The 23,709-nt window shown below is 55.0% G+C and carries 22 protein-coding genes; 13 read left to right on the forward strand and 9 right to left on the reverse strand.

Features of this window, described 5'->3' with window-relative positions; all coding sequences use genetic code 11:
- Positions 1–5: 5 nt before the first annotated feature.
- From QSK07_RS10260 to QSK07_RS10270, 3 genes are read left to right on the forward strand one after another with little or no spacing between them, the layout of a single operon-like run.
- Positions 6–746, forward strand: a complete 741-nt coding sequence (locus QSK07_RS10260; protein WP_033731964.1) for an ABC transporter permease — start codon at positions 6–8, stop codon at positions 744–746.
- Positions 739–1,533, forward strand: coding sequence for an ABC transporter ATP-binding protein (locus tag QSK07_RS10265; protein WP_285720761.1), 795 nt, complete (start codon positions 739–741; stop codon positions 1,531–1,533). The genes QSK07_RS10260 and QSK07_RS10265 overlap by 8 nt, the downstream gene beginning before the upstream one ends.
- Positions 1,530–3,047, forward strand: coding sequence for an HAL/PAL/TAL family ammonia-lyase (locus QSK07_RS10270; RefSeq protein ID WP_285720760.1), 1,518 nt, complete (start codon positions 1,530–1,532; stop codon positions 3,045–3,047). Before QSK07_RS10265 ends, QSK07_RS10270 begins: the two co-directional genes overlap by 4 nt.
- Before the next feature lie 2 nt (positions 3,048–3,049).
- Here the strand turns inward: QSK07_RS10270 and QSK07_RS10275 are convergent, their stop codons facing one another.
- A complete protein-coding gene (locus QSK07_RS10275) occupies positions 3,050–3,682 on the reverse strand; it encodes a flavin reductase family protein (protein ID WP_098051111.1) in 633 nt (210 codons plus the stop codon).
- A 141-nt stretch (positions 3,683–3,823) separates the two neighbouring features.
- Between QSK07_RS10275 and rlmF the strand changes: the two genes are divergently transcribed.
- Positions 3,824–4,756, forward strand: coding sequence for a 23S rRNA (adenine(1618)-N(6))-methyltransferase RlmF (gene rlmF / locus QSK07_RS10280; protein ID WP_285720759.1), 933 nt, complete (start codon positions 3,824–3,826; stop codon positions 4,754–4,756).
- Positions 4,757–5,067: 311 nt separating this feature from the next.
- Here rlmF and glnQ read toward each other — a convergent pair whose 3' ends face one another.
- From glnQ to rhtA, 5 genes are all read right to left on the reverse strand, one after another.
- Entirely contained in the window at positions 5,068–5,790 is a 723-nt protein-coding gene (glnQ, locus tag QSK07_RS10285; RefSeq protein ID WP_010254327.1) for a glutamine ABC transporter ATP-binding protein GlnQ, read from the reverse strand.
- Positions 5,787–6,446 carry a glutamine ABC transporter permease GlnP gene (gene glnP / locus QSK07_RS10290; RefSeq protein ID WP_285720758.1) on the reverse strand — a complete coding sequence of 220 codons (660 nt, stop codon included), beginning with the start codon at positions 6,444–6,446 and terminating at the stop codon, positions 5,787–5,789. Before glnP ends, glnQ begins: the two co-directional genes overlap by 4 nt.
- Before the next feature lie 78 nt (positions 6,447–6,524).
- Positions 6,525–7,271 (reverse strand): glutamine ABC transporter substrate-binding protein GlnH, encoded by a 747-nt coding sequence (glnH, locus tag QSK07_RS10295; RefSeq protein ID WP_098051108.1) that lies wholly within the window; start codon positions 7,269–7,271, stop codon positions 6,525–6,527.
- 319 nt (positions 7,272–7,590) lie between these two features.
- Complete coding sequence (gene dps, locus QSK07_RS10300) at positions 7,591–8,094, reverse strand: DNA starvation/stationary phase protection protein Dps (RefSeq protein ID WP_013357250.1); 504 nt, start codon at positions 8,092–8,094, stop codon at positions 7,591–7,593.
- A 325-nt stretch (positions 8,095–8,419) separates the two neighbouring features.
- Positions 8,420–9,334, reverse strand: a complete 915-nt coding sequence (rhtA, locus tag QSK07_RS10305) for a threonine/homoserine exporter RhtA (protein ID WP_285720757.1) — start codon at positions 9,332–9,334, stop codon at positions 8,420–8,422.
- A 368-nt stretch (positions 9,335–9,702) separates the two neighbouring features.
- Between rhtA and ompX the strand changes: the two genes are divergently transcribed.
- The gene (gene ompX / locus QSK07_RS10310) at positions 9,703–10,215 is read left to right on the forward strand and encodes an outer membrane protein OmpX (RefSeq protein WP_285720756.1); all 513 of its coding nucleotides are present in this window, start codon (positions 9,703–9,705) and stop codon (positions 10,213–10,215) included.
- Between the two features lie 240 nt (positions 10,216–10,455).
- On the opposite strand, the gene QSK07_RS22840 is transcribed toward ompX, so the two are convergent.
- Positions 10,456–10,647: a hypothetical protein gene (locus QSK07_RS22840; RefSeq protein WP_033782439.1), complete on the reverse strand. Its 192-nt coding sequence runs from the start codon at positions 10,645–10,647 to the stop codon at positions 10,456–10,458.
- A 254-nt stretch (positions 10,648–10,901) separates the two neighbouring features.
- Between QSK07_RS22840 and mntR the strand changes: the two genes are divergently transcribed.
- The 7 genes from mntR to QSK07_RS10350 all read left to right on the forward strand — a co-directional run bounded on the left by mntR (position 10,902) and on the right by QSK07_RS10350 (position 19,920).
- Positions 10,902–11,360 carry a manganese-binding transcriptional regulator MntR gene (gene mntR, locus QSK07_RS10320; protein ID WP_003850512.1) on the forward strand — a complete coding sequence of 153 codons (459 nt, stop codon included), beginning with the start codon at positions 10,902–10,904 and terminating at the stop codon, positions 11,358–11,360.
- Positions 11,361–11,380: 20 nt separating this feature from the next.
- A complete protein-coding gene (locus QSK07_RS10325) occupies positions 11,381–12,490 on the forward strand; it encodes an SLC13 family permease (protein WP_285720755.1) in 1,110 nt (369 codons plus the stop codon).
- A gap of 150 nt (positions 12,491–12,640) precedes the next feature.
- A complete protein-coding gene (locus QSK07_RS10330; protein ID WP_285720754.1) occupies positions 12,641–13,786 on the forward strand; it encodes an HlyD family secretion protein in 1,146 nt (381 codons plus the stop codon).
- Positions 13,783–15,351: a DHA2 family efflux MFS transporter permease subunit gene (locus QSK07_RS10335; protein WP_013357256.1), complete on the forward strand. Its 1,569-nt coding sequence runs from the start codon at positions 13,783–13,785 to the stop codon at positions 15,349–15,351. Before QSK07_RS10330 ends, QSK07_RS10335 begins: the two co-directional genes overlap by 4 nt.
- A gap of 1 nt (position 15,352) precedes the next feature.
- Entirely contained in the window at positions 15,353–16,882 is a 1,530-nt protein-coding gene (locus QSK07_RS10340) for an efflux transporter outer membrane subunit (RefSeq protein ID WP_285720753.1), read from the forward strand.
- Between the two features lie 865 nt (positions 16,883–17,747).
- On the forward strand, positions 17,748–18,149 hold the full coding sequence (locus QSK07_RS10345; RefSeq protein WP_003850507.1) for an H-NS family histone-like protein: 402 nt from the start codon (positions 17,748–17,750) through the stop codon (positions 18,147–18,149).
- A gap of 178 nt (positions 18,150–18,327) precedes the next feature.
- Positions 18,328–19,920, forward strand: coding sequence for an ABC-F family ATPase (locus QSK07_RS10350; RefSeq protein WP_033782451.1), 1,593 nt, complete (start codon positions 18,328–18,330; stop codon positions 19,918–19,920).
- A 577-nt stretch (positions 19,921–20,497) separates the two neighbouring features.
- Here the strand turns inward: QSK07_RS10350 and moeB are convergent.
- The gene (moeB, locus tag QSK07_RS10355) at positions 20,498–21,256 is read right to left on the reverse strand and encodes a molybdopterin-synthase adenylyltransferase MoeB (RefSeq protein ID WP_285720752.1); all 759 of its coding nucleotides are present in this window, start codon (positions 21,254–21,256) and stop codon (positions 20,498–20,500) included.
- On the reverse strand, positions 21,257–22,492 hold the full coding sequence (gene moeA, locus QSK07_RS10360) for a molybdopterin molybdotransferase MoeA (RefSeq protein WP_285720751.1): 1,236 nt from the start codon (positions 22,490–22,492) through the stop codon (positions 21,257–21,259).
- Between the two features lie 255 nt (positions 22,493–22,747).
- On the opposite strand from moeA, the gene QSK07_RS10365 reads away from it, so the two are divergent.
- Positions 22,748–23,707, forward strand: coding sequence for an isoaspartyl peptidase/L-asparaginase family protein (locus tag QSK07_RS10365; protein WP_285720750.1), 960 nt, complete (start codon positions 22,748–22,750; stop codon positions 23,705–23,707).
- The last annotated feature ends 2 nt before the right edge of the window (positions 23,708–23,709 follow it).

Genomic DNA, 23,709 nt, shown 5'->3' on the forward strand with positions numbered 1-23,709 from the left:
GACTTATGATCGATTTTGCGTTCCTCACTGACACCTTCCTTAAACTCAGCGCCGCACTGCCGGTCACGCTGGGCCTGTTTATCAGTGCGTTTCTCTGCGGAGGCGTGCTGGCGGTGGGTATTCTGGCGCTGCGCATGAGCCGCTGGCGAGTGCTGAGCGCATTTGCCCGTGGTTACATTCTGGTATTTCGCGGCTCGCCGCTGATGATTCAGCTGTTCCTGATCTACTACGGCCTGGGGCAGTTTGGCGTGATCCGTCACAGTCTCTTCTGGCCGTTCCTGCGAGAGCCCTTTACCTGTGCGGTGCTGGCACTGTCGCTCTGTACCGCTGCCTACACCGCGGAGATTCTGCGTGGCGCGCTGCTGGCGGTGCCGCCCGGTCAGGTGGAAGCGGGAATGGCCTGCGGTATGTCGCGCGGGCTGCTGCTGCGACGGATTATCGCGCCGGTGATGCTGCGTTACGCGCTGCCCGCGTACTCCACCGAAGCGATCCTGCTGGTGAAATCGACCGCGCTGGCCAGCCTGGTGACGGTCTGGGATGTTACCGGCGTGGCGCAGCAGATCATTCAGCGCACCTACCGCACCATGGAGGTGTTTCTCTGTGCGGCGGCGATCTACCTGATCCTGAACTTCATTATTGTTCAACTCTATGCCCTGCTGGAGCGGCGTCTGACGCCGGTACATAAACCGGAAAAAAAGCCGTTACTGACCGCTAAGCCGATTACCGGAGGAGAGAAAAATGTCTGAACTGCAACCCGTCACGCTGTCGGCCAGCGATATCCATAAATCTTTTGGTGCCATGGAGGTGCTGAAAGGTATCTCGCTGCAGGCGCACAAGGGCGATGTCATCTCTATTCTCGGTGCCAGCGGCTCGGGCAAAAGTACGCTGCTGCGCTGCATTAACCTGCTGGAGACGCCCGACTCCGGCGTGGTCAGCGTCGGCGGCGAAACCATCGAGATGAAGCGCCATGCACGCGGGCATCAGCTGGCGGCTAATCCGCGTCAGATTGAACGGCTGCGATCACGGCTGGGGATGGTGTTTCAGAGCTTTAACCTCTGGTCACATCTCACCGTGCTGCAGAATGTCATTGAAGGGCCGCACTACGTGCTGAAGCGCGATAAAAAAGCCTGTATCGCCCAGGCGGAACAGTTGCTGGATCGGGTCGGCCTGCTGAATCGCAAAGACTTCTATCCCGCCCAGCTTTCAGGCGGTCAGCAGCAGCGGGTGGCGATTGCCCGCGCGCTGGCAATGGACCCGGAGGTGATGCTGTTTGATGAGCCGACGTCAGCACTGGACCCGGAACTGGTGGGCGAGGTACTGAAGGTCATGCGCAGCCTGGCGGAAGAGGGGCGCACCATGCTGGTAGTCACTCACGAGATGGGCTTTGCCCGCAACGTCTCAAACCGGGTGGTGTTTATGCATCAGGGCACGATTGACTGCCAGGGCACGCCAGAGGCGATGTTCGGCAAGGCGGGATCGACGCGCTTTAAGCAGTTTATCTCCAGTCATCATCAGGTGGAGCCGGTGGTATGAGTGACGTGACAAAGCAGACGCGGGTCTGGGGCGACGGTCCGCTCAAATGGCAGGAACTGGTGGAGGTGGCCCGGCACGATGCCACCCTGACGCTGAGCGACTGCGCCTGGCAGTGCATCGCGCAGAGCCGTGAAATTGTCGGCAACATCGTGGCGGCGGGGCAGGTGGCGTACGGCATCAATACCGGGCTGGGAGCGCTCTGCAACATCACACTGTCTGAAGATGAGCTGGGCCAGCTGTCGCGCAATACCCTGATGAGCCATGCCTGTGGCGTCGGGCCAGTGCTGGGAAAAGCAGAGGTGCGCGCGATTATCTGCGCCGCCATTGCCAATTACAGCCACGGCAAATCGGGTGTGTCAGTGGCGCTGGTGCAGCAGCTGCTGGCGCTGCTGAATCTGCAGATTACGCCACAGGTGCCGTCGCAGGGATCGGTAGGCTATCTGACCCACATGGCGCATATCGGCCTGACACTGATTGGTATTGGCGAGGTGGAGTGGCGTGGCGAAATCATCCCCGCGCAGCAGGCGCTGGAACAGGCGGGGTTAGTGCCATACCGGCCTGGCGCAAAAGAGGGGCTGAGTCTGGTTAACGGCACGCCCTGCATGACCGGCTTAGCCTGTCTGGCACTGGACGATGCTGAACGTCTGCTGGACTGGGCGGATGTGACCGGCGCGATGAGCTTTGAAGCATTGCGCGGACAGCTGGTGGCGTTTGATCCTGAGGTGCTGGCGCTCAAGGCCAGTCCGGGGATTCAGCGCAGCGGCGAGCGCCTGCGTCAGTTGTTACGTGACAGTCCGCTGCTGAATGCGAGCGTCGGCATCCGGACTCAGGATGCACTGAGTCTGCGGTCGATGCCGCAGGTACACGGTGCCTGCCGCGATCAGTTCGAGCACGCCGCCCGTCAGGTGGAGACCGAACTCAACGCCTGTACCGACAATCCCCTGATTCTGGGCACCCCACAGGCCTGGCGCGTGGTGTCGCAGTCACATCCGCACGGTGAGTCGGTGGCGATGGCCTGCGACCTGCTGGCGATTGCGCTGGCGGAGCTGGGCAGTATTGCCGAGCGACGGCTGGATCGGCTGGTCAATCCGCTGGTCAGCGGTCTGCCGCCGTTTCTGGTGGCTGAGCCGGGCGTCAATTCCGGCATGATGATTGCGCAATATGTGGCGGCCTCGCTTTGCGCGGAAAACCGTCAGCTGGCACAGCCTGCGGTACTCGACAACTATGTCACCTCGGGATTACAGGAGGATCATCTGAGTCTCGGCACCGGGTCGGCGCTGAAGCTGCTGAAGCTGGTCAGCAATGTCGATCACATTATCGCGATTGAGTATCTGCTGGCGGCGCAGGCGCTGGAGTTTCACGGTGAATCACAGCTGGCAGCAGGCACGCGGCGCGCCTGGCAGCTGTTGCGGCAGGTGGTTGATCGCTGGCAGCAGGATCGCTGGCTGGCTCCCGACATTGCCCGCGCGGTGGTGCAGATTAAAGCGCACCGGGCCGATGCGCTTGTGGAATAAGATTACCTGCGGCGTGCGTCCGGGCGGACTAAATCAAAGCGCTGCGCTTCACTGATCCCGTAATAGGCACTGGGTCCGCCCGCGCGCAGAATCGGCTCGGCTTTGGCGGTCTGATAGATGCCCTCTTCAAGCAGCGATTCATCGATGTGGATCGCCACTGCTTCGCCCATCACCAGCCAGCTGTCGAGCAGGTTACCGCTGGCATCCTGCAGCTGAATTAGTTGTGTCAGGCGGCACTCGAAGTTGACCGGGCTTTCCGCCACCAGACTGGCGCTGACCTGTGAAGCGGCCAGCGGCGTTAGCCCGGCAAAGGCGAACTCATCCTGATCGGCAGGCAGCGAGGCTGAACTTTCATTCATCGCTTCGGCCAGCGGACGGGTCGCCAGGTTCCAGACAAACTCTTTGGTCTCTGCGATATTTCGTACGCTGTCTTTCCAGCCGCTGCTGGCGAAACCGATAATCGGCGGATTATAGTTGAAGCAGTTAAAGAAGCTGTAAGGGGCAAGATTGCGCTGTCCGCTAGCGCTGACAGAGCTAATCCAGCCAATCGGGCGCGGCCCGATGATAGCGTTCAGCGGATCGTGCGGCAGTCCGTGACCAGCACGGGGTTGCCAGGAATAGCGTTTCCGGGTCATAACGTCTCCAGCAGATGATTTTATATATCTTAGCCCGACAGCATCACCCGACGGAATCGGAAAGCGGTAAGCGGATGGTGCGGGTTTATTTTCCGCCGCCTACAGCGTATTGTACGCGCGCCTGAATAATTGAGAGAATGTATGAAAAAGTCAGCCAGCACGTCGCCCTTTCACGCCCGCAATCGCCATCAGGGCGAATACGATTTTGCCGCGCTAACCGCTGCCCATCCGTCGCTGGCGGCGAAAGTCCGGCCTAACGGTTATGGCGTGCAGTCCGTGAATTTCGCGGACCCGGAGGCGGTGATGCTGCTGAACCAGGCGCTCATCAAACTGTTTTATGACATCGACTGGCAGCTGGCGCCCGGCTCACTCTGCCCGCCTGTGCCGGGACGTGCCGATTATCTGCATTACCTGGCCGATCTGCTGGCGCTGGACAACAACGGTACGATCCCGGCAGCGGACGTGCTCGATATCGGCTGCGGCGCAAACTGTATCTATCCGCTGATTGGTGCGGCGGAATATGGCTGGCGCTTCACCGGTACCGAGATAGATGAAGCCGCCATCAAAGCCGCTAACCGCATTGTCGCAGCCAATCCGCGCCTGACGCGTCAGATCCGTCTGCGTCGTCAGAAAAACAGCGATGCGGTGCTGGCGGGTGTGGTCAGCAAAAATGAATTTTTCAGCGCGGTGATGTGTAATCCGCCGTTTCACGCGTCGGCGGAAGAGGCGTTCTCGGGAGCGCAGCGTAAAGTGCGCAATCTCGGGCTGAATAAGAGTGCGCCGCTTAACTTTGGCGGACAGCATAATGAGCTGTGGTATCCCGGTGGCGAAAAGGCGTTTATCGGCAAGATGATCGACGAGAGCGTGGCATTTGGTCGCCAGATTGGCTGGTTTACCTCGCTGGTGTCACGCAAAGAGAATTTACCGGCGCTGGAAAAACAGCTGAAGGCGCTCGAGGTCGAAGAGGTGCGGGTGGTGAATATGGCGCAGGGTCAGAAGCAGAGCCGCTTCCTGGCGTGGAGTTTTATACCTGCCGCCCAGCGCAGCAAGCTGCTGAGTCGCCTGGGAAGCTGAGGTGTTCCCAGTGCAGGCACGGTATTACTGCGGCTCGGGGCATAAAAAAACGGGCCGCTAAGCGGCCCGTTTTGATTGTTGACAACGTCCAACTCGGTGGCGGTAAGACCGAGCTGGCACAGGGAACACGGTCGGATCGGAAAGACGCAAAGGCTGTCATCCATGACAAACTCGGCCCGCGCCGTCCCTGGCGCGGGACGCTTTCCTCTTCTGACCGTGTTCCCTTTGCTTCGGGTTTGTTCGTTGCTGCCAGATTTATCCTGGTTTGGGTTGTCATCAGGCTTAACGGGCCGCTAAGCGGCCCGTTTTGATCAGGAGACGTGCTGCAGGAATTCGCGCAGACGTTCGCTGGGGGGATTGCTGATCAGACTGTCGGGATCGCCATCTTCCGCAATCCGGCCTTTGTCGATAAAGATCAGACGCGAGGCGACCTTCTGTGCGAAGCCCACTTCGTGCGTCACAATCACCATCGTCATGCCTTCTTCCGCCAGATCCTGCATCACTTTTAATACTTCGTGACGCAGCTCCGGGTCCAGCGCTGAGGTTGGCTCATCAAACAGCATCATCTTCGGCTTCACCGCCAGCGCACGGGCAATCGCCACACGCTGCTGCTGGCCGCCGGACAGCTCGGATGGGAAGTGATGTGCACGCTCTGCCAGGCCTACTTTGCCCAGCAGCTCCCGCGCCAGCTGGCGTGCTGCCTCTTTGCTGGCACCGCGCACCCGGATGGGACCAAAGGCGACGTTGTCCAGCGCACTCATCTGTGGGAAAAGATGAAACTGCTGAAACACCATGCCCGCTTCCTGACGGATCAGCCGATCATCGACTTTCGGGTCGTTAACGCGCAGGCCATCAACAATCAGCTCGCCGCTGGTGATCTCTTCCAGCTTGTTAATGCAGCGCAGCAGCGTCGACTTACCGGAACCGGATGGGCCGATAATCACCACCACTTCGCCCTGGTTAATCTTCAGATCGATATTATGCAGCACCTGGGTCTGGCCAAAATGCTTGGAGACATCTTTAAATTCAATCACAGGATTTTCACCCTTTTCTCAATGCGGCGCAGCACAAAGCTCAACACCAGCGTAATCACCAGATAGATGATCGCGACGGCGCTCCAGATTTCCAGAGCGCGGAAGTTACCGGCAATAATCTCCTGACCCTGACGTGTCAGTTCGGCCACGCCGATAACGATAAACAGTGAGGTATCTTTGATGCTGACAATCCACTGATTACCCAGCGGCGGCAGCATACGACGCAGTGCCAGCGGCATAATCACGTAGCGCAGCGTTTCGCGGCTTGACAGGCCAAGGGCCAGTCCGGCTTCACGGAATCCTTTGTTGATCGACAGCACGGCACCACGGGTGATCTCGGCAATATACGCGCCGGAGTTAATCATGATGGTCACCACTGCGGCGGTGAAAGGATCAATACGCAGGTCAGGGAATGCCATCGGCAGCGCAAAGTAAATAAACATCACCTGCACCACGATAGGGGTGCCGCGGATAATTTCGATAAATATCAGTGCGATGTTATTGGTGATCCAGCCACCGTAAGCGCGGGCAAAACCGGCCACCAGCCCGATAAACAGGCCGCCAACCAGACCAATGATTGAGATAATTAAGGTCAGTTTGGCGCCTTCGAGCAGCGCTGGCATGGCGGGCCAGATGACGCTCCAGTCAAACTCCATGGTGTCACTCCAGATATGTTGCGATGGAAAAAAGCAGGGAAAAAGTTTCCCTGCTGAAATCAGATAACGGGCAAATTATTATTTAGGTTCGGTGCCGAACCATTTTTTATAAAGCGTGTTGTAGGTGCCGTTCTCTTTCAGGGTTTTCAGTGCGCCGTTTACCTTTTCACGTAAATCGTCGCTGCCTTTCGGGAAGGCGATACCATACTGCTGCGCTTCAATCGAATCGCCTACCGCCTTAAAGCGGCCTTTACCGGCGGTGTGAATGAAGTACAGGATGTTTGGCGTGTCATGCAGCACGGCATCCGCACGGTTGGTGCCCAGCTCCATGTAAGCGCTGTCGATGTTCGGGAACTGACGCAAATCTTTCGATTTGATGTTGGCTTTGGCGTACTCCACAGAGCCGGTGCCGCTTTTCACTGCGACGACTTTACCGTTCAGATCGCTGATGCCTTTGATGTCGTTTTCATTATTACGCACCATCACCTGCAGACCGCTTTTGTAATAGCCATCTGAGAACGCGATCGCTTTTTTACGTTCTTCGGTAATGGTGATACCTGCCAATGCCAGATCGACATTGCGCGTTTGCAGTGCAGGGATAATGCCGCTGAAATCCATTGGCTTCAGGGTGTAATCGAGCTTCAGCTCTTTCGCAATGGCATCCCACAGATCCACATCAAAACCGACATACTTGTCACCCTGTTTGAATTCAAACGGAACAAAGGCGGTATCAGTAGCGACGACCAGCTTTTTTTCTGCTGCGGTGGAAGAGAGAGAGAAGGCCAGCGCCAGCGCGGCCACAGAAACTTTTAACAGTGACTTCATCATTTTTTCCTTTTTACTACCAGGCGGCAGGGCCTGCGTTTGCGGCTTGTCATATGAAAGAATTATGCCAACTTTGCAAAATCCGCGAAATCAGAGAGTTAAATAACACAGCTGACACGATTTTGCAGTTAATTCTGCCATTGCACCCTATTGGTGCTCAATTTTGGTGCAGGTGACTGTTTTGGTGCAAGCGGTAGTTTGCCTCAGATGTTAAGGCTGTGAAGCGGGGGGAGGGAAAAACTGTTAACAGGGTCATAAAATTGAGGTAACACAGACATAAAAAAGGCGGGTTTCCCCGCCTGATTGAGTGCATTGCGAATTATTCAATGTTGGCTTCGATGAACCAGAGGAACTTGTCCAGATCACGCGATGCCGCAGTAAAAATGTCAGCGGTATCTTCATCTTTCACTTCTGAAATCGCTTTACGGGTATCGTTCGCCACAACGCTGTAACGGTCTGCCAGCGCTTTCAGATGATCCTGAACACTGTGAATATTCAGCGGATAGCTTTTCAGCGGAGTCTTGTCATTCACAACCTGCGTGGTGCCCAGCGCTACGCCGCCCAGCTGTACCACACGCTCGGCAATGGTGTCCTGATGATCAGTAATCGTGGTGCGGAAGCCATCCAGCATCTCATGCACACCGATGAAATTAGCACCGCGCATGTTCCAGTGCGCCTGCTTAGTGATCAATGACAGGTCAATAAACTCGACTACCAGACGGTTTAACACCGCGATAGTGGCTTTCTTCTCATCTTCGGCCACGTCGTTGCGGGTATAAATCAGGTCAGAAGATTTCGTTTTAACCAATTTAGCGGTACTCATCGTTTCAGTCCTCTCTTTGATGGTTGTCCTAATCAAGTACCGGATAAGTATAGCAGCGCTTTTCAGCTTTGCAGAAACGACTTTGACGATGGATGAAATAGCGTATGTCTTTATTAAAAGCCGGGCTGGGCAGGTAAGGTTAAAGCTATGTTAAAATATAACTATTATTAAATAGTCATTAAAATCATAATGTTATAATCAGTTGTAAATAACAGGTAAGTGACTGTTTCAAAATAGGATGAGCCGTAAAGCGCAGCGGTTAAGAATAATTATCATGCTGAGGATGATTGTTATTTCGCCCGCCAGCGTGGCGGGCTGAAATCGCTTATTTATGGCAGTCGTCTGATAATTCAATGCTGTTTAACTGACTCTTTTTCGGACGCATAGTCAGTGTTGAACCGGCTGAGGCGATGATGATGGCCAGCAGCGCCAGCCACTGAAGTCCGGTCAGCGTTTCCCCCAGAAACAGCATGCCGGAAAAGGCGGCCATGGCGGGTTCAAGACTCATCAGCGTGCCGAAAATGCGCGCCGGTAAGCGGGTAAGGGCGATCATCTCCAGGGAATAGGGAATAGCGCTGGAGAGCAGCGCGACCAGCAACGCGATCGGCATAACCGCCCATGTCCAGATGCCGCTTTCGGCGAACGTCAGCCCGAGTGGCACAAAAATGACCGAAGCAATCAGCGAACCGATGGCCACGGTTGCGGGTCCATGTTCTGCGCCCGCCCGTTGTCCCGCCAGGATATAGATTGCCCAGCAGGCACCTGCACCCACTGCCAGCGCTGCGCCCAGCGGGTCAATTGCGGTCATGTCTGTACCAAATGGCAGCAGGAACCACAGGCCAATTACCGCCAGCAACACCCAGACAAAATCCAGTGGCCGGCGCGATCCAAACAGCGCCAGCGCCAGGGGGCCGGTAAATTCCAGTCCCACCGCCACGCCCAGTGGCACGGTACGAATCGCCAGATAGAACGTGAAATTCATGGTGCCCAGAGCCAGTCCATATATCAGGAGGGGCAGACGCTGCTCCCGGCTAAAGTGTAAACGCCAGGGCTTGAAAATGACGCAGAGTATCAGGGTCCCAAAGCCCAGACGCAGTGCGGTAATCCCGGTGGCACCTACAGAAGGAAACAGGCTTTTTGCCAGTGAAGCGCCGCCCTGCAGCGACAGCATCGCAATCAGTAGCACGGCAATTGGCATGACTATCGGGGCAAGATTTTTGGAAGTGGGAGAGGCAGACATCCTGTGTACTTTTCCTGGTCATTAACGTCATAAGTCAGCCAGTGTAAAGGAAATAGCGGGCAAAGATTCACGAAATCGCGTTTTAAATCTGGCTTAACTGAGCAGGTTTTAGCCAGAATCAGGGCCATTTAGGTAAAGAAATGTCAGGATTTTTTAGGATTTAACTTAAAGCACGAAATGAGCACAAAATGATTATTGCAAAAAGATGACTGATTTTATAAGAAAAATGAATGACATAGGATGTCGCATTAACTTCCTGTTACACCAAACTTTCTGTTAGACAACAAAATCCGGGCAGAGTTTCTCGCTATTTTTTGTTATATTTTCAGCGTTGTCAGGAGAGAAGTATTTTCACATTTGAGGTGGTTATGAAAAAAATTGCATGTCTTTCAGCATTAGCCTGTGTACTGGCAGTATCTGCAGGTTCAGCAATGGCACAGAGCACCGTAACTGGTGGCTATGCTCAGAGCGACTATCAGGGCGTGGCTAGCAAAGCTAACGGCTTCAACCTGAAATACCGCTACGAAGACGGTTCTAACCCACTGGGTTGGATCGGTTCATTCACCTACACTGAAAAAGATCGTACCGAAGATGGCATCTACAACAAAGGCCAGTACTACGGTGTGACCGGTGGTCCAGCTTTCCGTCTGAACGACTGGGCTAGCATCTACGGTGTTGTAGGTGTCGGCTACGGTAAATTCCAGCAGAACGATACCGCATCACGCGCTAAAACTGATTCAAGCGACGTAGGCTTCTCCTACGGTGCAGGTCTGCAGTTTAACCCAATTCAGGACGTTGCGCTGGACGTGGGCTACGAGCAGAGCCGCATCCGCAATGTTGACGTTGGTACCTGGATTGCCGGCGTAGGTTACAGCTTCTAAGTTTAGCTTAGCTGACCTGCAAAAAACGGCCCCTTGTGGGCCGTTTTTTATTGTGCTGATTTTACTCATCCCGCCTCTACATCGAATCGCTCTTCGATTCCTTGTGCTATCAACAGTTGATAACCAGCCTTAGCCGTTAACGCCATAAGGCATACAGGTTTCGTGGGTAAATAAGATAAAGGGATGCAGAAAGAGGGGAGTGAGCCTCTCAGCCGCTGGCTGAAAGGCGCTGAATCTGGATTAGCCGCGCCAGATCAGATTCTGGCAGCGACGATCGGCAGGCTTATGGCCCAGCAGCTTTTCAATCAACATCAGACGCAGTGTGAACGGGGAACGCGTCAGCAGGCACAACCAGGATTTCATCTCCGTGGTTGTTTTTTTCTCAGCCTGGAAGCATTTGCTGCAATCTAAGCAACATTTCAGGGTGCTCATAGAATCACCTCCCAATCATTGTCAACGCGGTAGTCAGCAGCCAGCGGTGAGAAATGTCATCACACCGGTGCAACAGAGGATCAATCAGGATCCCATTTTTTTGCTGCTTACATTATCAACAAATATAGCACTGGCTATATTGTTTAGCCAAGCCTAATGACGAAAAATTTGAGCTTCTTTGCGGCTGGTTTACAATGAGTGCAGCTAAATCCGTATAGCAGTGTCAGTACGGGAAATAATAATGAGGAAGCTGAATGAGTCGTCGTGCTAAAAGCGTGGTTTCTGCGCCAAAAGGACCACTGAAAGATATTGAAGAGCATGTCGAAGGTTTTCGGCAGGTGCGTGAAGCGCATCGTCGGGAATTAATTGATGACTACGTTGAGTTAATCTCTGATTTGATTGGTGAATTTGGCGAAGCGCGTCAGGTCGATATGGCGGCCCGTCTGGGCGTTTCGCAACCTACCGTGGCGAAAATGCTGAAGCGGCTTGGCAGTGCCGGGCTGGTTGAGCAGGTGCCTTACCGCGGTGTTTTCCTGACCAGCGAAGGCGAGAAGCTGGCAGAAGAGAGCCGCGCCCGTCATCATATTGTTGAAAGTTTTCTGCTGGCGTTAGGCATTAGTCCCGAAACAGCCCGACGCGATTCAGAAGGTATTGAGCATCACGTCAGTGATGAAACGCTGGCTGTATTTAAGAAGTTCTCCGAAACCCGTTAACGCTAAGGCGTACCCTCACCATGCCTCAACTGCTTCGATCTTTTTTGCATGACTCTGTTTTGCATTTATTAATCGTGATGGGTGTAGTTCTGGCATTTCTGGCGGATTTCCGCTGGGCCGATCTGTCCGGTGCCGTAGACTGGCATACCATTATTACGCTCACCGGGTTATTGATTCTGACCAAAGGGCTGGAAACCAGCGGCTACTTTGACGTGCTGGGGGGACGGCTGGTTGCGCGTTTCCGGCACGAACGCGCGCTTGCACTCTTTATGGTGCTGGCTGCGGCGTTGCTCTCTACGTTTCTGACCAACGATGTGGCGCTGTTCATTCTGGTACCGCTGACGCTGACGCTGCGTAAGTTCTCCCGTTTACCTATCTCGCGACTGATTATTTTTGAGGCGCTGGCGGTTAATGCCGGATCGCTGCTGACGCCGGTCGGCAATCCGCAGAACATTCTGTTGTGGAGCCACGGCAAGCTGAGCGTGGTGGCATTTATCGTGCAGATGCTGCCGCTGGCCGCGTGGCTGCTGCTGAGTCTGGTGGTGTTAACCTGGTTCAGCTTCTCAAAGCGGTCGATTGATAAGCATGACAACCCGGAACAGCCGCAGTGGCAGAAGCCGCTGTTTATCGTCAGCGTCGTGTTGTACCTGCTGTTCATTGCCGGTCTGGAGCTGGAGATCACCGGCTGGATACTGCTACTGATCCTCGCCACTTTCCTGGTGATGGCACGTCCCGTGCTGCAGCGCATCGACTGGAGCCTGCTGGCGGTGTTTATCGCCATGTTTATTGACATCTTCCTGCTGACGCGTCTGCCGGTAATGCAGGCGCACTTCGATGCGGTGGCGCATTTCGGCCAGGGACAGCTCTATCTGCTGGCGATTGGTCTGTCTCAGGTGATCAGCAACGTCCCGGCAACGATTCTGCTGCTGCAAAAAGTACCGCCTGCGGATGTGCTCGCCTGGGCCGTCAACATCGGCGGATTCGGTCTGCTGCCGGGATCGCTTGCTAACCTGATTGCCCTGCGCATGGCGAAAGATAAAGCTATCTGGTGGCAATTCCATCTCTTTTCCCTTCCTCTGCTGGCCTGGTCAATGGCCAGCGGCTGGCTGCTGTTAAAGTTACTCCCTTAGCCCGGACGCATCCTGCTACGCCACATTAAGTGGCAGGATGTGCGCCATTCCTCAGGTTTCGTAAAGTTGCACTGGATTTTGTCAATTTCCGAGATAAGGTTAACATGACCTTTATGCCCGGAATCAGGGCCTTAGCCAGTGATGGGAACTATGAGCGAGAATAACCAACGCGATCAACACCAGCAGGACGCAGATAACGCGACGGATAAAAGCCGTCAGTCAGAGGAAAATCAGGACAACGACCAGCAGCCTGAGCGTAAACGCCCCGGTAAAAAGCCGCTGATTATTCTGGCGGTGGTGGTGGTGATTATGCTGATTGTCGGCTTCTGGTTCTGGTTCTCAACCCGCAATATTGAAACCACCGATGACGCCTTTACCGAAGGCGATGCCGTTACCATTGCGCCTAAAGCGTCCGGCTATGTCGTGAAGCTGCTGGTGAAAGATAACCAGCGGGTGAAGAAGGGCGATCTGCTGGTGGAAATCGATCCCAGCGACAATCGTGCTCAGCGCGAACAGGCTAATGCGCAGCTTGGTTTAGCGGTCGCACAGCTGCATCAGGCGCAGGCACAGCTGGCGCTGTCAAAAGTACAGTATCCGGCACAGCGCGACCAGGCGCTGGCGGACCAGGCGAAAGCAGAGGCGAACCTGCTGAATGCGCAGGCGGATTATCGTCGCCAGCGTGGCGTCGACCCGCGTGCGACCAGTCAGCGTAATATTGACAGCGCGTCCGCGCAGTTACGTTCGGCGCAGGCGCAGTTACAAAGCGCGAAAGCGCAGGTTGAAGTCGCGTCACAGGTTGCCCTGCAGATTCGCCAGCAGGAGACCAATGTTGAAGCGCGTCAGCAACAGGTTGAGCAGGCGAAAGCGCAGTTAAGTACAGCCGATCTGAATCTCTCCTATACCCAGGTTCGTGCGCCTTATGACGGGTTTATTACTAAACGTAACGTTCAGCTGGGCACCCTGGTGCAGGCTGGTTCCTCACTGTTCTCGCTGGTCTCACCTGAGATCTGGGTCACAGCGAATTTCAAAGAGTCTCAGCTGCAACGTATGAATCCGGGCGACAAAGTGGATATCAGCGTCGATGCCTGGCCGGATATGAAGCTGGAAGGGCATGTTGACAGTATTCAGATGGGTTCCGGTTCGCGCTTCTCGACCTTCCCGTCAGAAAACGCCACCGGTAACTATGTGAAAATCGTTCAGCGCGTGCCGGTAAAAATCGTTATTGATAAGGGCCTTGATCCGAACCATCCGCTGCCGCTGGGTCTCTCGGTTGAACCGAAGGTAACCGTGGAATGAGTACGGCGCAGAGCTGGAAACCCGCCAGTAATCCGTGGTTAGTGGCGATCACGGTAACGCTGGCGGTGTTTATGGAGATTCTCGACACCACCATCGTTAATGTGGCGCTGCCGCACATCGCCGGTTCGCTCTCCTCCAGTTACGATGAGTCAACCTGGGTGCTGACCTCTTATCTGGTGGCAAACGGCATCGTGCTGCCTATCTCTGCATTCTTCAGCCGGCTGTTTGGCCGTAAACAGTTTTTCCTGATCTGCATCGTGATGTTCACCATCTGCTCATTTCTGTGCGGCATTGCCACGGAACTCTGGCAAATCATTCTGTTCCGCGTGCTGCAGGGCTTTTTTGGCGGCGGGTTGCAGCCGGTTCAGCAGTCCGTACTGCTGGACTACTTCAAGCCGGAAGATCGCGGCAAGGCCTTTGGTCTCTCCTCTATCGCGATTATTGTCGCGCCGGTCATTGGCCCGACATTAGGTGGCTGGATTACTGATAATTACAGCTGGCGCTGGGTCTTCTTTATCAACATTCCGGTCGGTGTGCTGACCGTGCTGGCCATTTATCAGCTGCTGGAAGATCCACCGTGGGAGCGTAAATGGGCCAAAGGCAAACTGAAGATCGATTACATCGGTATCAGTCTGATTACGCTGGGGCTGGGTTGCCTGCAGGTGATGCTGGATCGTGGAGAAGATGAGGACTGGTTCGCTTCACACTTTATCGTACTTTTCGCGGTGCTTGCGCTGGTCGGTATCGTCGGGGCCATCTACTGGCTGATGTATGCCCGTAAACCGGTGGTCGATATTCTGGTGATGAAAGACCGCAATTTCTGGGTGGCTGGGCTGCTGATGGCAGGGATGGCGATGATTCTCTATGGCAGCTCCGTGGTGTTGCCACAGCTGGCGCAGCAGGATCTGGGGTACACCGCTACCTGGTCAGGGCTGGTGCTGTCGCCTGGCGCAGTGCTGATTGTATTGACGATTCCATTGGTGCTGAAACTGATGCCGATTGTACAGACGCGATACATTATCGCGTTTGGCTTCAGCTGTCTGGCCGTGGCGTTTCTCTATTCCTCCACCTTAACGCCCAATGTCGATTTTAAAACATTGGTGTTGATGCGCAGCGCACAGTCCATCGGGCTGGGTTTCCTGTTTGTCCCGCTGACCACTATCGCCTTTGTCACCATTCCACAGCGGCTTAATGCTGACGCCTCGGCGCTGTTTACCATGTTCCGAAACGTGGCCGGATCGATTGGGATCTCGCTGTCGACCGCGGCCATCACCGAGCGTGAACAGGTACGTTCAGCGCATATGGTGCATAACATGACGCCGCTGAACGAGCCGTTCAACATTACGCTTCAGCACTGGGCGCAGGCGATACGTGATTTTACCTCGGCGGTGGGTGATCCCGTTACGCTGGCAACCGGACAGCTCTATCAGGAGATGATTGCGCAGTCGCGCATCCTCGCTTACATCGATGTCTTCTCAGGCCTGAGTATTGTCGCCCTGATTCTGATTCCATTTTGCTGGCTGCTATCGCCGATTAAGAGCGAAGGCAGTGCAGGAGCACACTAACATGAAGGTTTATTTCTCTCATCGCCTGAAACCTCTGAGTTTACTGCTGGCCCTTGGGCTGGCAGGCTGCGCCGTCGGACCTGATTATCAGGCACCGAAACCCGCCGTACCGGGCAGCTACAACACCCTGGATTCGCAAGAGGCTTCAAAACCGCAAACTGCCGCAATTAATTCCCGCTGGTGGCGCAGCTTCAACGATCCACAGCTCGACAGCCTGATTGAGCGGGCGATTGCGGGCAATCTGAGTCTGCAGCAGACGGTACTGCGCATTGCTGGCGCGCGTGAACAGCTGACGCAGGCGCAGGGGAGTCTGTTCCCGAGTCTGAACGGTTCGGCCAAAGTGACGCGTCAGCAGCTCGGACTTAAAGGCTTGCTGGAATCCAATGGCGCGACCGATCAGCTCGACAGCAATGTGGCAAGCCAGCTTAATGGCCTGACCCAGCCGGTTAATCTGTATCAGGGCAGCTTTGATGCCAGCTGGGAACTTGATCTGTGGGGCAAAGTGCGCCGTCAGGTCGAGGCCGCCAATGCCCAGCAGCAGGCGGCGATAGAGCAGCGCAATGATGCGCTAGTCTCACTGGAGGCCGAAGTGGCGCGAGCCTGGCTGCAGCTGCGAGGCGCGCAGAGCACCATTCAGACGCTGCAGCAGCAGATTGAGGTGGCGCAGCAAACCACCGAGCTGACCCAAAGTCAGCAGCGAAATGGTCTGGCACCGCTGACCGATGTGGAAAATGCCCGAGCCCAGCTCAGCACGCTGCAGGCGCAACTGCCGCAGTATCAGTCACAGGCACGACAGGCGATGAATGGGCTGGCGGTGCTGCTTGGTAAAACACCGGGAGCACTGGATGCTGAACTCAGTACGCCAAAAGCATTACCCCCGCTACCGCAGTTTGTCCCGGTGGGTATTCCCTCCACGCTGGCACGTCGTCGTCCCGATATTCGTCAGGCTGAAGCGATGCTGCATGCTCAGACCGCAGAGATTGGCGTGTCAGTGGCGCAGCTTTTCCCGAGCCTGTCACTGACAGGTCAGCTGGGCGTGCGCAATACCGACGTCAGCTATCTGGATAACTGGAGCAGCCATTTCTACAGTTACGGTCCGTCGCTGTCGATTCCGATTTTCCAGGGTGGACAGCTGGTGTCGAGCGTGAAACTCGCCCGGGCGCAGCAGGCCAGCGCCGCACTGGATTACCGTCAGACGGTGCTGACGGCGTTGCAGGATGTGGAGAATGCGCTGGTCAGCTATCGCGCCGATCAGCAGCGTGTTACTGCGCTGGATGAGACGACCGGTGCCCTTCAGCGCGCCTTTGATCTTGCCAGCGACAGTTACCGGCAGGGACTTTCAACCTTCCTCGAGGTGCTGGATGCACAGCGTCAGCTGGCGCAGGCGCAGGAGCAGGCGACACAGGCGCGGATGCAGAGTGCCCTTGATTTAGTCGCGCTCTATAAAGCGCTGGGTGGCGGCTGGGAAACGTACCAGAACGTGGAGATGCCGCAATATCCGGTATTTGGCCCGGCCACCCAGGCAGATTAGTCCTCTGGCGGTCGCTGCCTCTGTGCAGTAACCGCCCTTAATCTTTCTTCCTGTCAGCATTACGTCAGAGGCTGACAGCCTCTCCCGGCGATTGATGATTATCTAACCTGTTGAATAACCAGGTGTCTCACCGCCGCTCTGCCCGACACAGGCAGCAGAAAATAAACGCGTGATGAGCACAGGGTTATTATCAGCAGTCGCGAAGCAGCGTTATTTTTATGTTGCTGTCCCATTTTGATTCCGCTTTTTGAACTCGGTCACCTTTCTGAATTTATTTCCAGAGCGGGTTTTTAAGTCGCCTCATGAGCAGGCTGGTAAGCCGGGCGCAACTATTCCTTTGCCTGCGTCAGGCTGAACTGTTATTGCACAGCTGAGGGCACTGCGAATAATCTGACTCTGCTGCTAAACGCAGCGGAAAAAAAAGTTAACAGAGGGCGGCGGGCATTATTAAAAATTCACCAGCGCGGTAATTATTTTGGGCTATTTAACGGCCCGGAGGACGATTTTTAAGCATAATCTGTAAGCTGGTGTGACTGAGATCGCGATCAAAGCACGTTTTAAATCTGCTATCGCCAGGTCCGCATCCGTAAATAATGATGCTGTAAAAACCCACTTTAGTGGATAAGGTAAACAGTCAGCTTTCGGTATAAAACCGCTGAAATCGTTTTCAACAATGGAGCCTGAGCACGATTTGTTGTTAATTCAGCGTTAATAAACGTCAGGCACAGCCGATTTTAATAGTGCTGTTTTATCTGAATTAATACTTAAGAATTATCTGTAGCGTAAAAATAATTTATTTTTTTATTTGAATTAGGTAATCTTGGCGCTACAGTTTTATTAACCCCCCTTAATCAAGGACATTGTGATGAGTGACGCATTTAAAGTACTGAACAATATTCGCACATTACGTGCCCAGGCTCGTGAACTGCCACTGACCGATCTTGAAGAGATCCTGGAAAAATTAACCGTTGTTGTTACTGAGCGCCGCGAAGAAGCAGAAGCGGAAGAGACGCAGAATCGCGAAAAAGAAGAAAAACTGTCTAAATATCGCGAAATGCTGCTGGCTGACGGTATCGATCCTAATGAATTATTAGGTGCGCTGGAAAGCGGAAAAAAACGTACCAAGCGTGCGCCTCGTCCGGCTAAATATTCCTACACCGATGAAAACGGTGAGCAGAAATCATGGACAGGTCAGGGCCGCACCCCGGCAGCGATTAAAAAAGCGCTGGATTCCGGTAAAAGCCTGGACAGTTTCCTGATCGACTGATCAACACAATCCTTGTAAGTGGGAGCCGGGGGGCCATTATGGTCCTCCGGCTTTTTTATTTCTGTCGGGATATCAATCACCCCGCCAGGAATCCACGCCTGACGCTGGCGTGCGCTGCGTCACATCTGGCATAATAGCCGCCGTTTTTTCATCCATTCTCTTCACAAAGGTCAATGCCGTGTTAGTTAGCAGCAATATCACCATGCAGTTTGGCAGCAAGCCACTGTTCGAAAATATCTCCGTTAAATTTGGCGGCGGTAATCGTTACGGTTTAATCGGTGCGAACGGCAGCGGAAAATCCACCTTCATGAAGATTTTGGGTGGCGATCTGGTGCCTTCAGGCGGCAACGTCTCTTACGATCCCAACGAGCGCATTGGTAAGTTGCGTCAGGATCAGTTCGCCTTTGAACAATTCAGCGTGCTGGACACCGTTATCATGGGCCACCATGAATTATGGGAAGTAAAGCAGGAGCGCGACCGCATTTATTCCTTGCCAGAAATGAGCGAAGAAGAGGGGTATAAAGTCGGCGATCTTGAAGCGCTTTACGGTGAGATGGATGGCTATAGCGCCGAGTCGCGTGCCGGTGAATTATTACTCGGCGTCGGCATTCCGGTTGAACAGCATTATGGCCCGATGAGCGAAATCGCCCCGGGCTTTAAATTGCGTGTGCTGCTGGCGCAGGCGCTTTTTTCTAATCCCGATATTTTGTTACTCGACGAACCGACGAACAACCTGGACATCGATACGATTCGCTGGCTGGAGCAGGTGCTGAACGAGCGTGACAGCACCATGATTATCATTTCGCATGACCGTCACTTCCTCAATATGGTCTGCACCCACATGGCCGATTTGGATTATGGCGAGCTGCGGGTTTATTCCGGTAATTATGACGAATATATGACCGCGGCAACGCAGGCACGTGAACGTCTGTTATCTGATAATGCCAAGAAGAAAGCGCAGATTGCTGACTTACAATCGTTCGTCAGTCGTTTTAGCGCCAACGCCTCTAAATCACGTCAGGCGACTTCACGTGCTAAGCAGATGGATAAAATTAAACTGGATGAAGTGAAAGCCTCCAGTCGTCAGAACCCGTTTATCCGCTTTGAGCAGGACAAGAAATTGTTCCGTAATGCGCTGGAAGTGGAAGGATTAACCAAAGGATTTGATAACGGTCCGCTGTTTAAGAATTTAAATCTGCTGCTGGAAGTGGGCGAGAAGCTGGCGGTAATCGGTGCCAACGGTATTGGTAAGTCAACACTGTTGAAATCGCTGGTGGGTCAGCTTACGCCAGATAATGGCACGGTTAAATGGTCAGAGAATGCGCGTATTGGTTATTACGCTCAGGATCACGCCGATGATTTTGCCAATGACCTGACGGTATTTGACTGGATGAGTCAGTGGAAACAGCCGGGCGATGATGAGCAGACCATTCGCGGTATTCTCGGTCGTCTGCTGTTTTCGCAGGATGATATTAAGAAGCCGGCCAAAGTGCTTTCCGGTGGTGAGAAGGGTCGTATGCTGTTCGGTAAGCTGATGATGGAAAAACCGAATATCCTGATTATGGATGAGCCGACCAACCACCTCGATATGGAGTCGATTGAATCGCTCAATATGGCGCTGGAAATGTATGAAGGTACGCTGGTGTTTGTTTCGCATGACCGCGAATTTGTCAGCTCGCTGGCAACCCGCGTGATTGAGCTGAAAGCAGACAAGGTGGTGGACTTCACTGGTAACTACGAAGATTACCTGCGGAGTCAGGGTATCGTCTGATAAAAACGGGGTGGCGCAGGCCACCCCGTTTTTTTATGCCCCAGGGGCTGAGCGGCCATTGATGAATTATGCGACTTTCCGATCTGACCGTGTTCCCTAAGCAGGTAAAACGTCACTACTGTGTGGGCTTCAGGGAGCATACGCCTTTCGCAAAGACGCAAAGGACGCCATCCCTGGCCCGCTATGCTTTGCTACAGGCGTATGCTCCCATCGCTTTAAGTTTTGAGCTGTCTGTAAGTGGATTGAGCGTGGTTTTGGGGCTCAACGCAGGCCCTTCAGGTAAAGCCAGTTCAGAGTGAATTTGAGTGAATTTGGCTGCAACGCAAATGTTCAAGGCGCAGGGAACACGGTCAGAGGAGGAAAGCGTCCCGCGCCATGGACAAAAACGCCGGGAGCGTTTTTGAACAACGCAACGCGTTGGCCCGGCAACGGGCGCACCTCAGGGATGAGGTGCGTAATCGCGCGGGCAGAGCGCCCAGGGATGGTCTAAGCGACTTTACAATCTGACCGTGTTCCCTAAAGCAGGCAGAGTTCAAAACAGCGCTGGCTTCATGGAGCAGATGTATTGCTTTTGATGTTAAGCCCCACCGCCACACACTTCACAATGCGCGTCCTGTGATACTTTCATGCTGCGGAACTCGGCGCTCATCGCATCGTACATCAGCAACCGGCTGGTGGCGGGGTTGCCGAATGCCGTCAGCACTTTAATCGCTTCCATCGCCTGCATCGCACCAATCACGCCAACCAGCGGAGCCATGACGCCCGCCTCCACACAACTCAGGGTCTGTTCGCCAAACAGGCGGCTGATGCAGCGATAACAGGGTGTGCCAGGCTGCCAGTTGAATACGCTGATCTGACCTTCCATCCGAATCGCGGCGCCAGAAACCAGTGGTACCCGCTGCTGCCGACAGAGTCGATTGAGTTGCTCACGCACCGCGACGTTATCAGTGCAGTCCAGTACCACCTGCTGTTGGACGATCAGCGCCAGCAGCGCCGCATCGTCCAGTTGTCCATTAACAGAGTGCAACTGACAATGTGGATTGATGGCGGCCAGGCTTTGTGCGGCAGAGTCCACTTTGGCGCGGCCGATATCCCCGTCATGATGCAGGATCTGCCGTTGCAGGTTGGAGTGCGACACGGTATCAAAGTCCAGCAGCGTCAGGCTGCCGACGCCGGCAGAAGCAAGGTAGGGCGCAGCGGCGCAGCCCAGCCCGCCCAGCCCGACGACCAGCGCGTGACTGGCTTTCAGCCGCTCCTGCCCGTCAAAATCAAAGCCGTGCAGGACAATCTGCCGGTTGTAGCGCAGCATCTCCTCATCACTTAATTCAGGCAGCATTTACGCCTCCAGCAGGGCGTTGAACGGTTCCACCTCAACCCATTCACCCGATTCCACGTTGCCGCGATCCCGTTCCAGCACAATAAAGCAGTTCGCCTGGGCAAAAGAGCTGAAGACGTGCGAACCCTGCATCCCGGTGGTCTCTACCTCCAGTTCACCCTCTGCGTTCTGGCGCAGGATGCCACGCTGGAAGTCGAGACGACCCGGTGACTTTTTCAGTCGCGAGGCGCAGCGCACTTTCTGACGGGGTGGCAAGGCGGATTTTTGCTGGCCAGTGAGGGTGGCAAGCAGCGGCTGCACCAGTTGATAGAAAGTGACGGCGGCGGAAACCGGATTGCCCGGCAGGCCACAGAACCAGCTGCTGTTGAGGCGGCCAAAGGCAAACGGCTTGCCGGGCTTGATCGCCAGCTTCCAGAAACTGATGGCACCGAGCTCTTCCAGCATGCTTTTGGTGAAGTCCGCTTCACCCACAGAAACGCCGCCGGTGCTGATCACCACATCGGCCTGCCGATCGGCCTCTTCAAAAGCTGCGCGAAGCGCGATGGGATCATCTTTGATGATGCCAAGGTCGATGACTTCGCAACCCAGCTTATGCAGCATCAGCGAGACTGCAAAACGGTTGGTGTCATATATCTGGCCGTCTGCCAGCGGCTCGCCAACTGGCTGAAGTTCATCACCGGTGGAGAAGATAGCGACCCGCAGTTTTCGCAGCACGCTAACCTTGGCGATACCCAGTGAGGCGAGCAGCGGCAGCTCGGCGGCACCCAGACGCGTTCCCGCTTCCAGCACCATGTGGCCCGGCTGAATGTCGTCGCCGGTCAGACGGATATTCTGTCCCTGACGCACCGGCGCGGCAATGACAATCGCATCGCCCTGAGTTTCGGTCTGCTCCTGCATCACTACCGCTTCACAGCCTGCAGGTACCGGCGCACCGGTCATGATGCGAATCACGCTGCCCTGCGGCCACTCACCGCTGAACGGTGCGCCAGCAAAGGCCTTTCCTGCCACGGAAAGCGGCTGTCCGCTGCTGACATCGGCAAGCCTGACGGCGTAGCCGTCCATCGCGGAGTTATCAAAGGGTGGCACAGCAATCGGTGAGGTGACCGCGGTTGCGGTGATGCGCCCGACAGCCTCGGCCAGCGACACGCTCAGTGAGTCGGTGATGGGCGTCAGCTGTGACAGCATTTTTTGTTGTGCCTCCTCAAGGGAGATCAAACCTGCAGTAAAACTTTCCATGAACAGTCCAGCCTGGTTATTTCAGATGCTGCCTATTATGGTGGGAATTGGCCGCTGAGTCACATCGGCGTCGGCCTGACCTGCCGGTCATTGCGACCAAAGTGAAATATGGCGGTAAGAAAAGGTTATAACCACAGGAACAGTTTCCGCTTTACAACACTTAGCAGGCTTTCTATAGTCAAAAATCACCAAAATGGGTGAAAATCATTCTAAATCAGTGTTTTTCGTCCTGATGTAATCACAGGGTAGAGCGTTATGGTCAATGCAGTGATCGCCATTCACGGCGGCGCAGGTGCGATTTCGCGCGCAGCAATGAGCGCTGAAAAGGAACAACGCTACCGTCAGGCGCTCCACGATATTGTCACTCAGGGTCAGCAGATACTGGCCCAGGGCGGCAGTGCACTCGATGCGGTAACCGAGGCCGTACGATTGCTGGAAGAGTGTCCGCTGTTTAACGCGGGCAAAGGCGCGGTCTTCACCCATCAGGGCACCCATGAACTCGATGCCTGCATTATGGATGGCCGCACGCTGGATGTCGGCGCGGTCGCAGGTGTAACGCGATTACGTAATCCGGTCCTGGCGGCACGTGCCGTGCTGGAAAAAAGTGAGCATGTGTTGTTTATCGGAGAAGGCGCGCAGCAGTTTGCCGTGGCGCAGGGGCTGGAAACGGTCGCGCCTGACTACTTCTCAACGCCGGAACGCTGGGAGCAGCTGCAGCGCGCGCTCAACAGCGATACCACGGTGCTGGACCATGATGGTGCCGTACATAGCGACGACCCGCTCGACCCGGATCGTAAGTTCGGCACTGTCGGGGCGGTCGCGCTGGATCTGGCGGGCAACCTCGCTGCGGCCACGTCAACGGGCGGGATGACCAATAAGCAGGCCGGACGCGTCGGCGACTCGCCGCTGCCGGGCGCGGGCTGCTACGCCAGCAACGACAGCGTGGCGGTCTCCTGTACCGGCACCGGTGAAGTCTTTATGCGGACGCTGGCGGCCTACGATGTGGCCGCGCAGATGCGCTACGCCGGACGCTCGTTGCAGCAGGCGAGTGTTAACGTTATTCATGACAGCGTGCTGGAACTGGGCGGCAGTGGCGGCTTAATCGCCGTCGATCGCGCAGGCAACGTGGCGCTGCCGTTCAACAGCGAAGGCATGTACCGGGGCGTTGCGCGGGTTGGCGAGGCGGCTGACGTCGCTATCTATCGCGAAAGTTAAGG

It is taken from the genome of Pantoea sp. QMID4, assembly GCF_030270445.1.
Lineage (GTDB): Bacteria > Pseudomonadota > Gammaproteobacteria > Enterobacterales > Enterobacteriaceae > Pantoea > Pantoea vagans.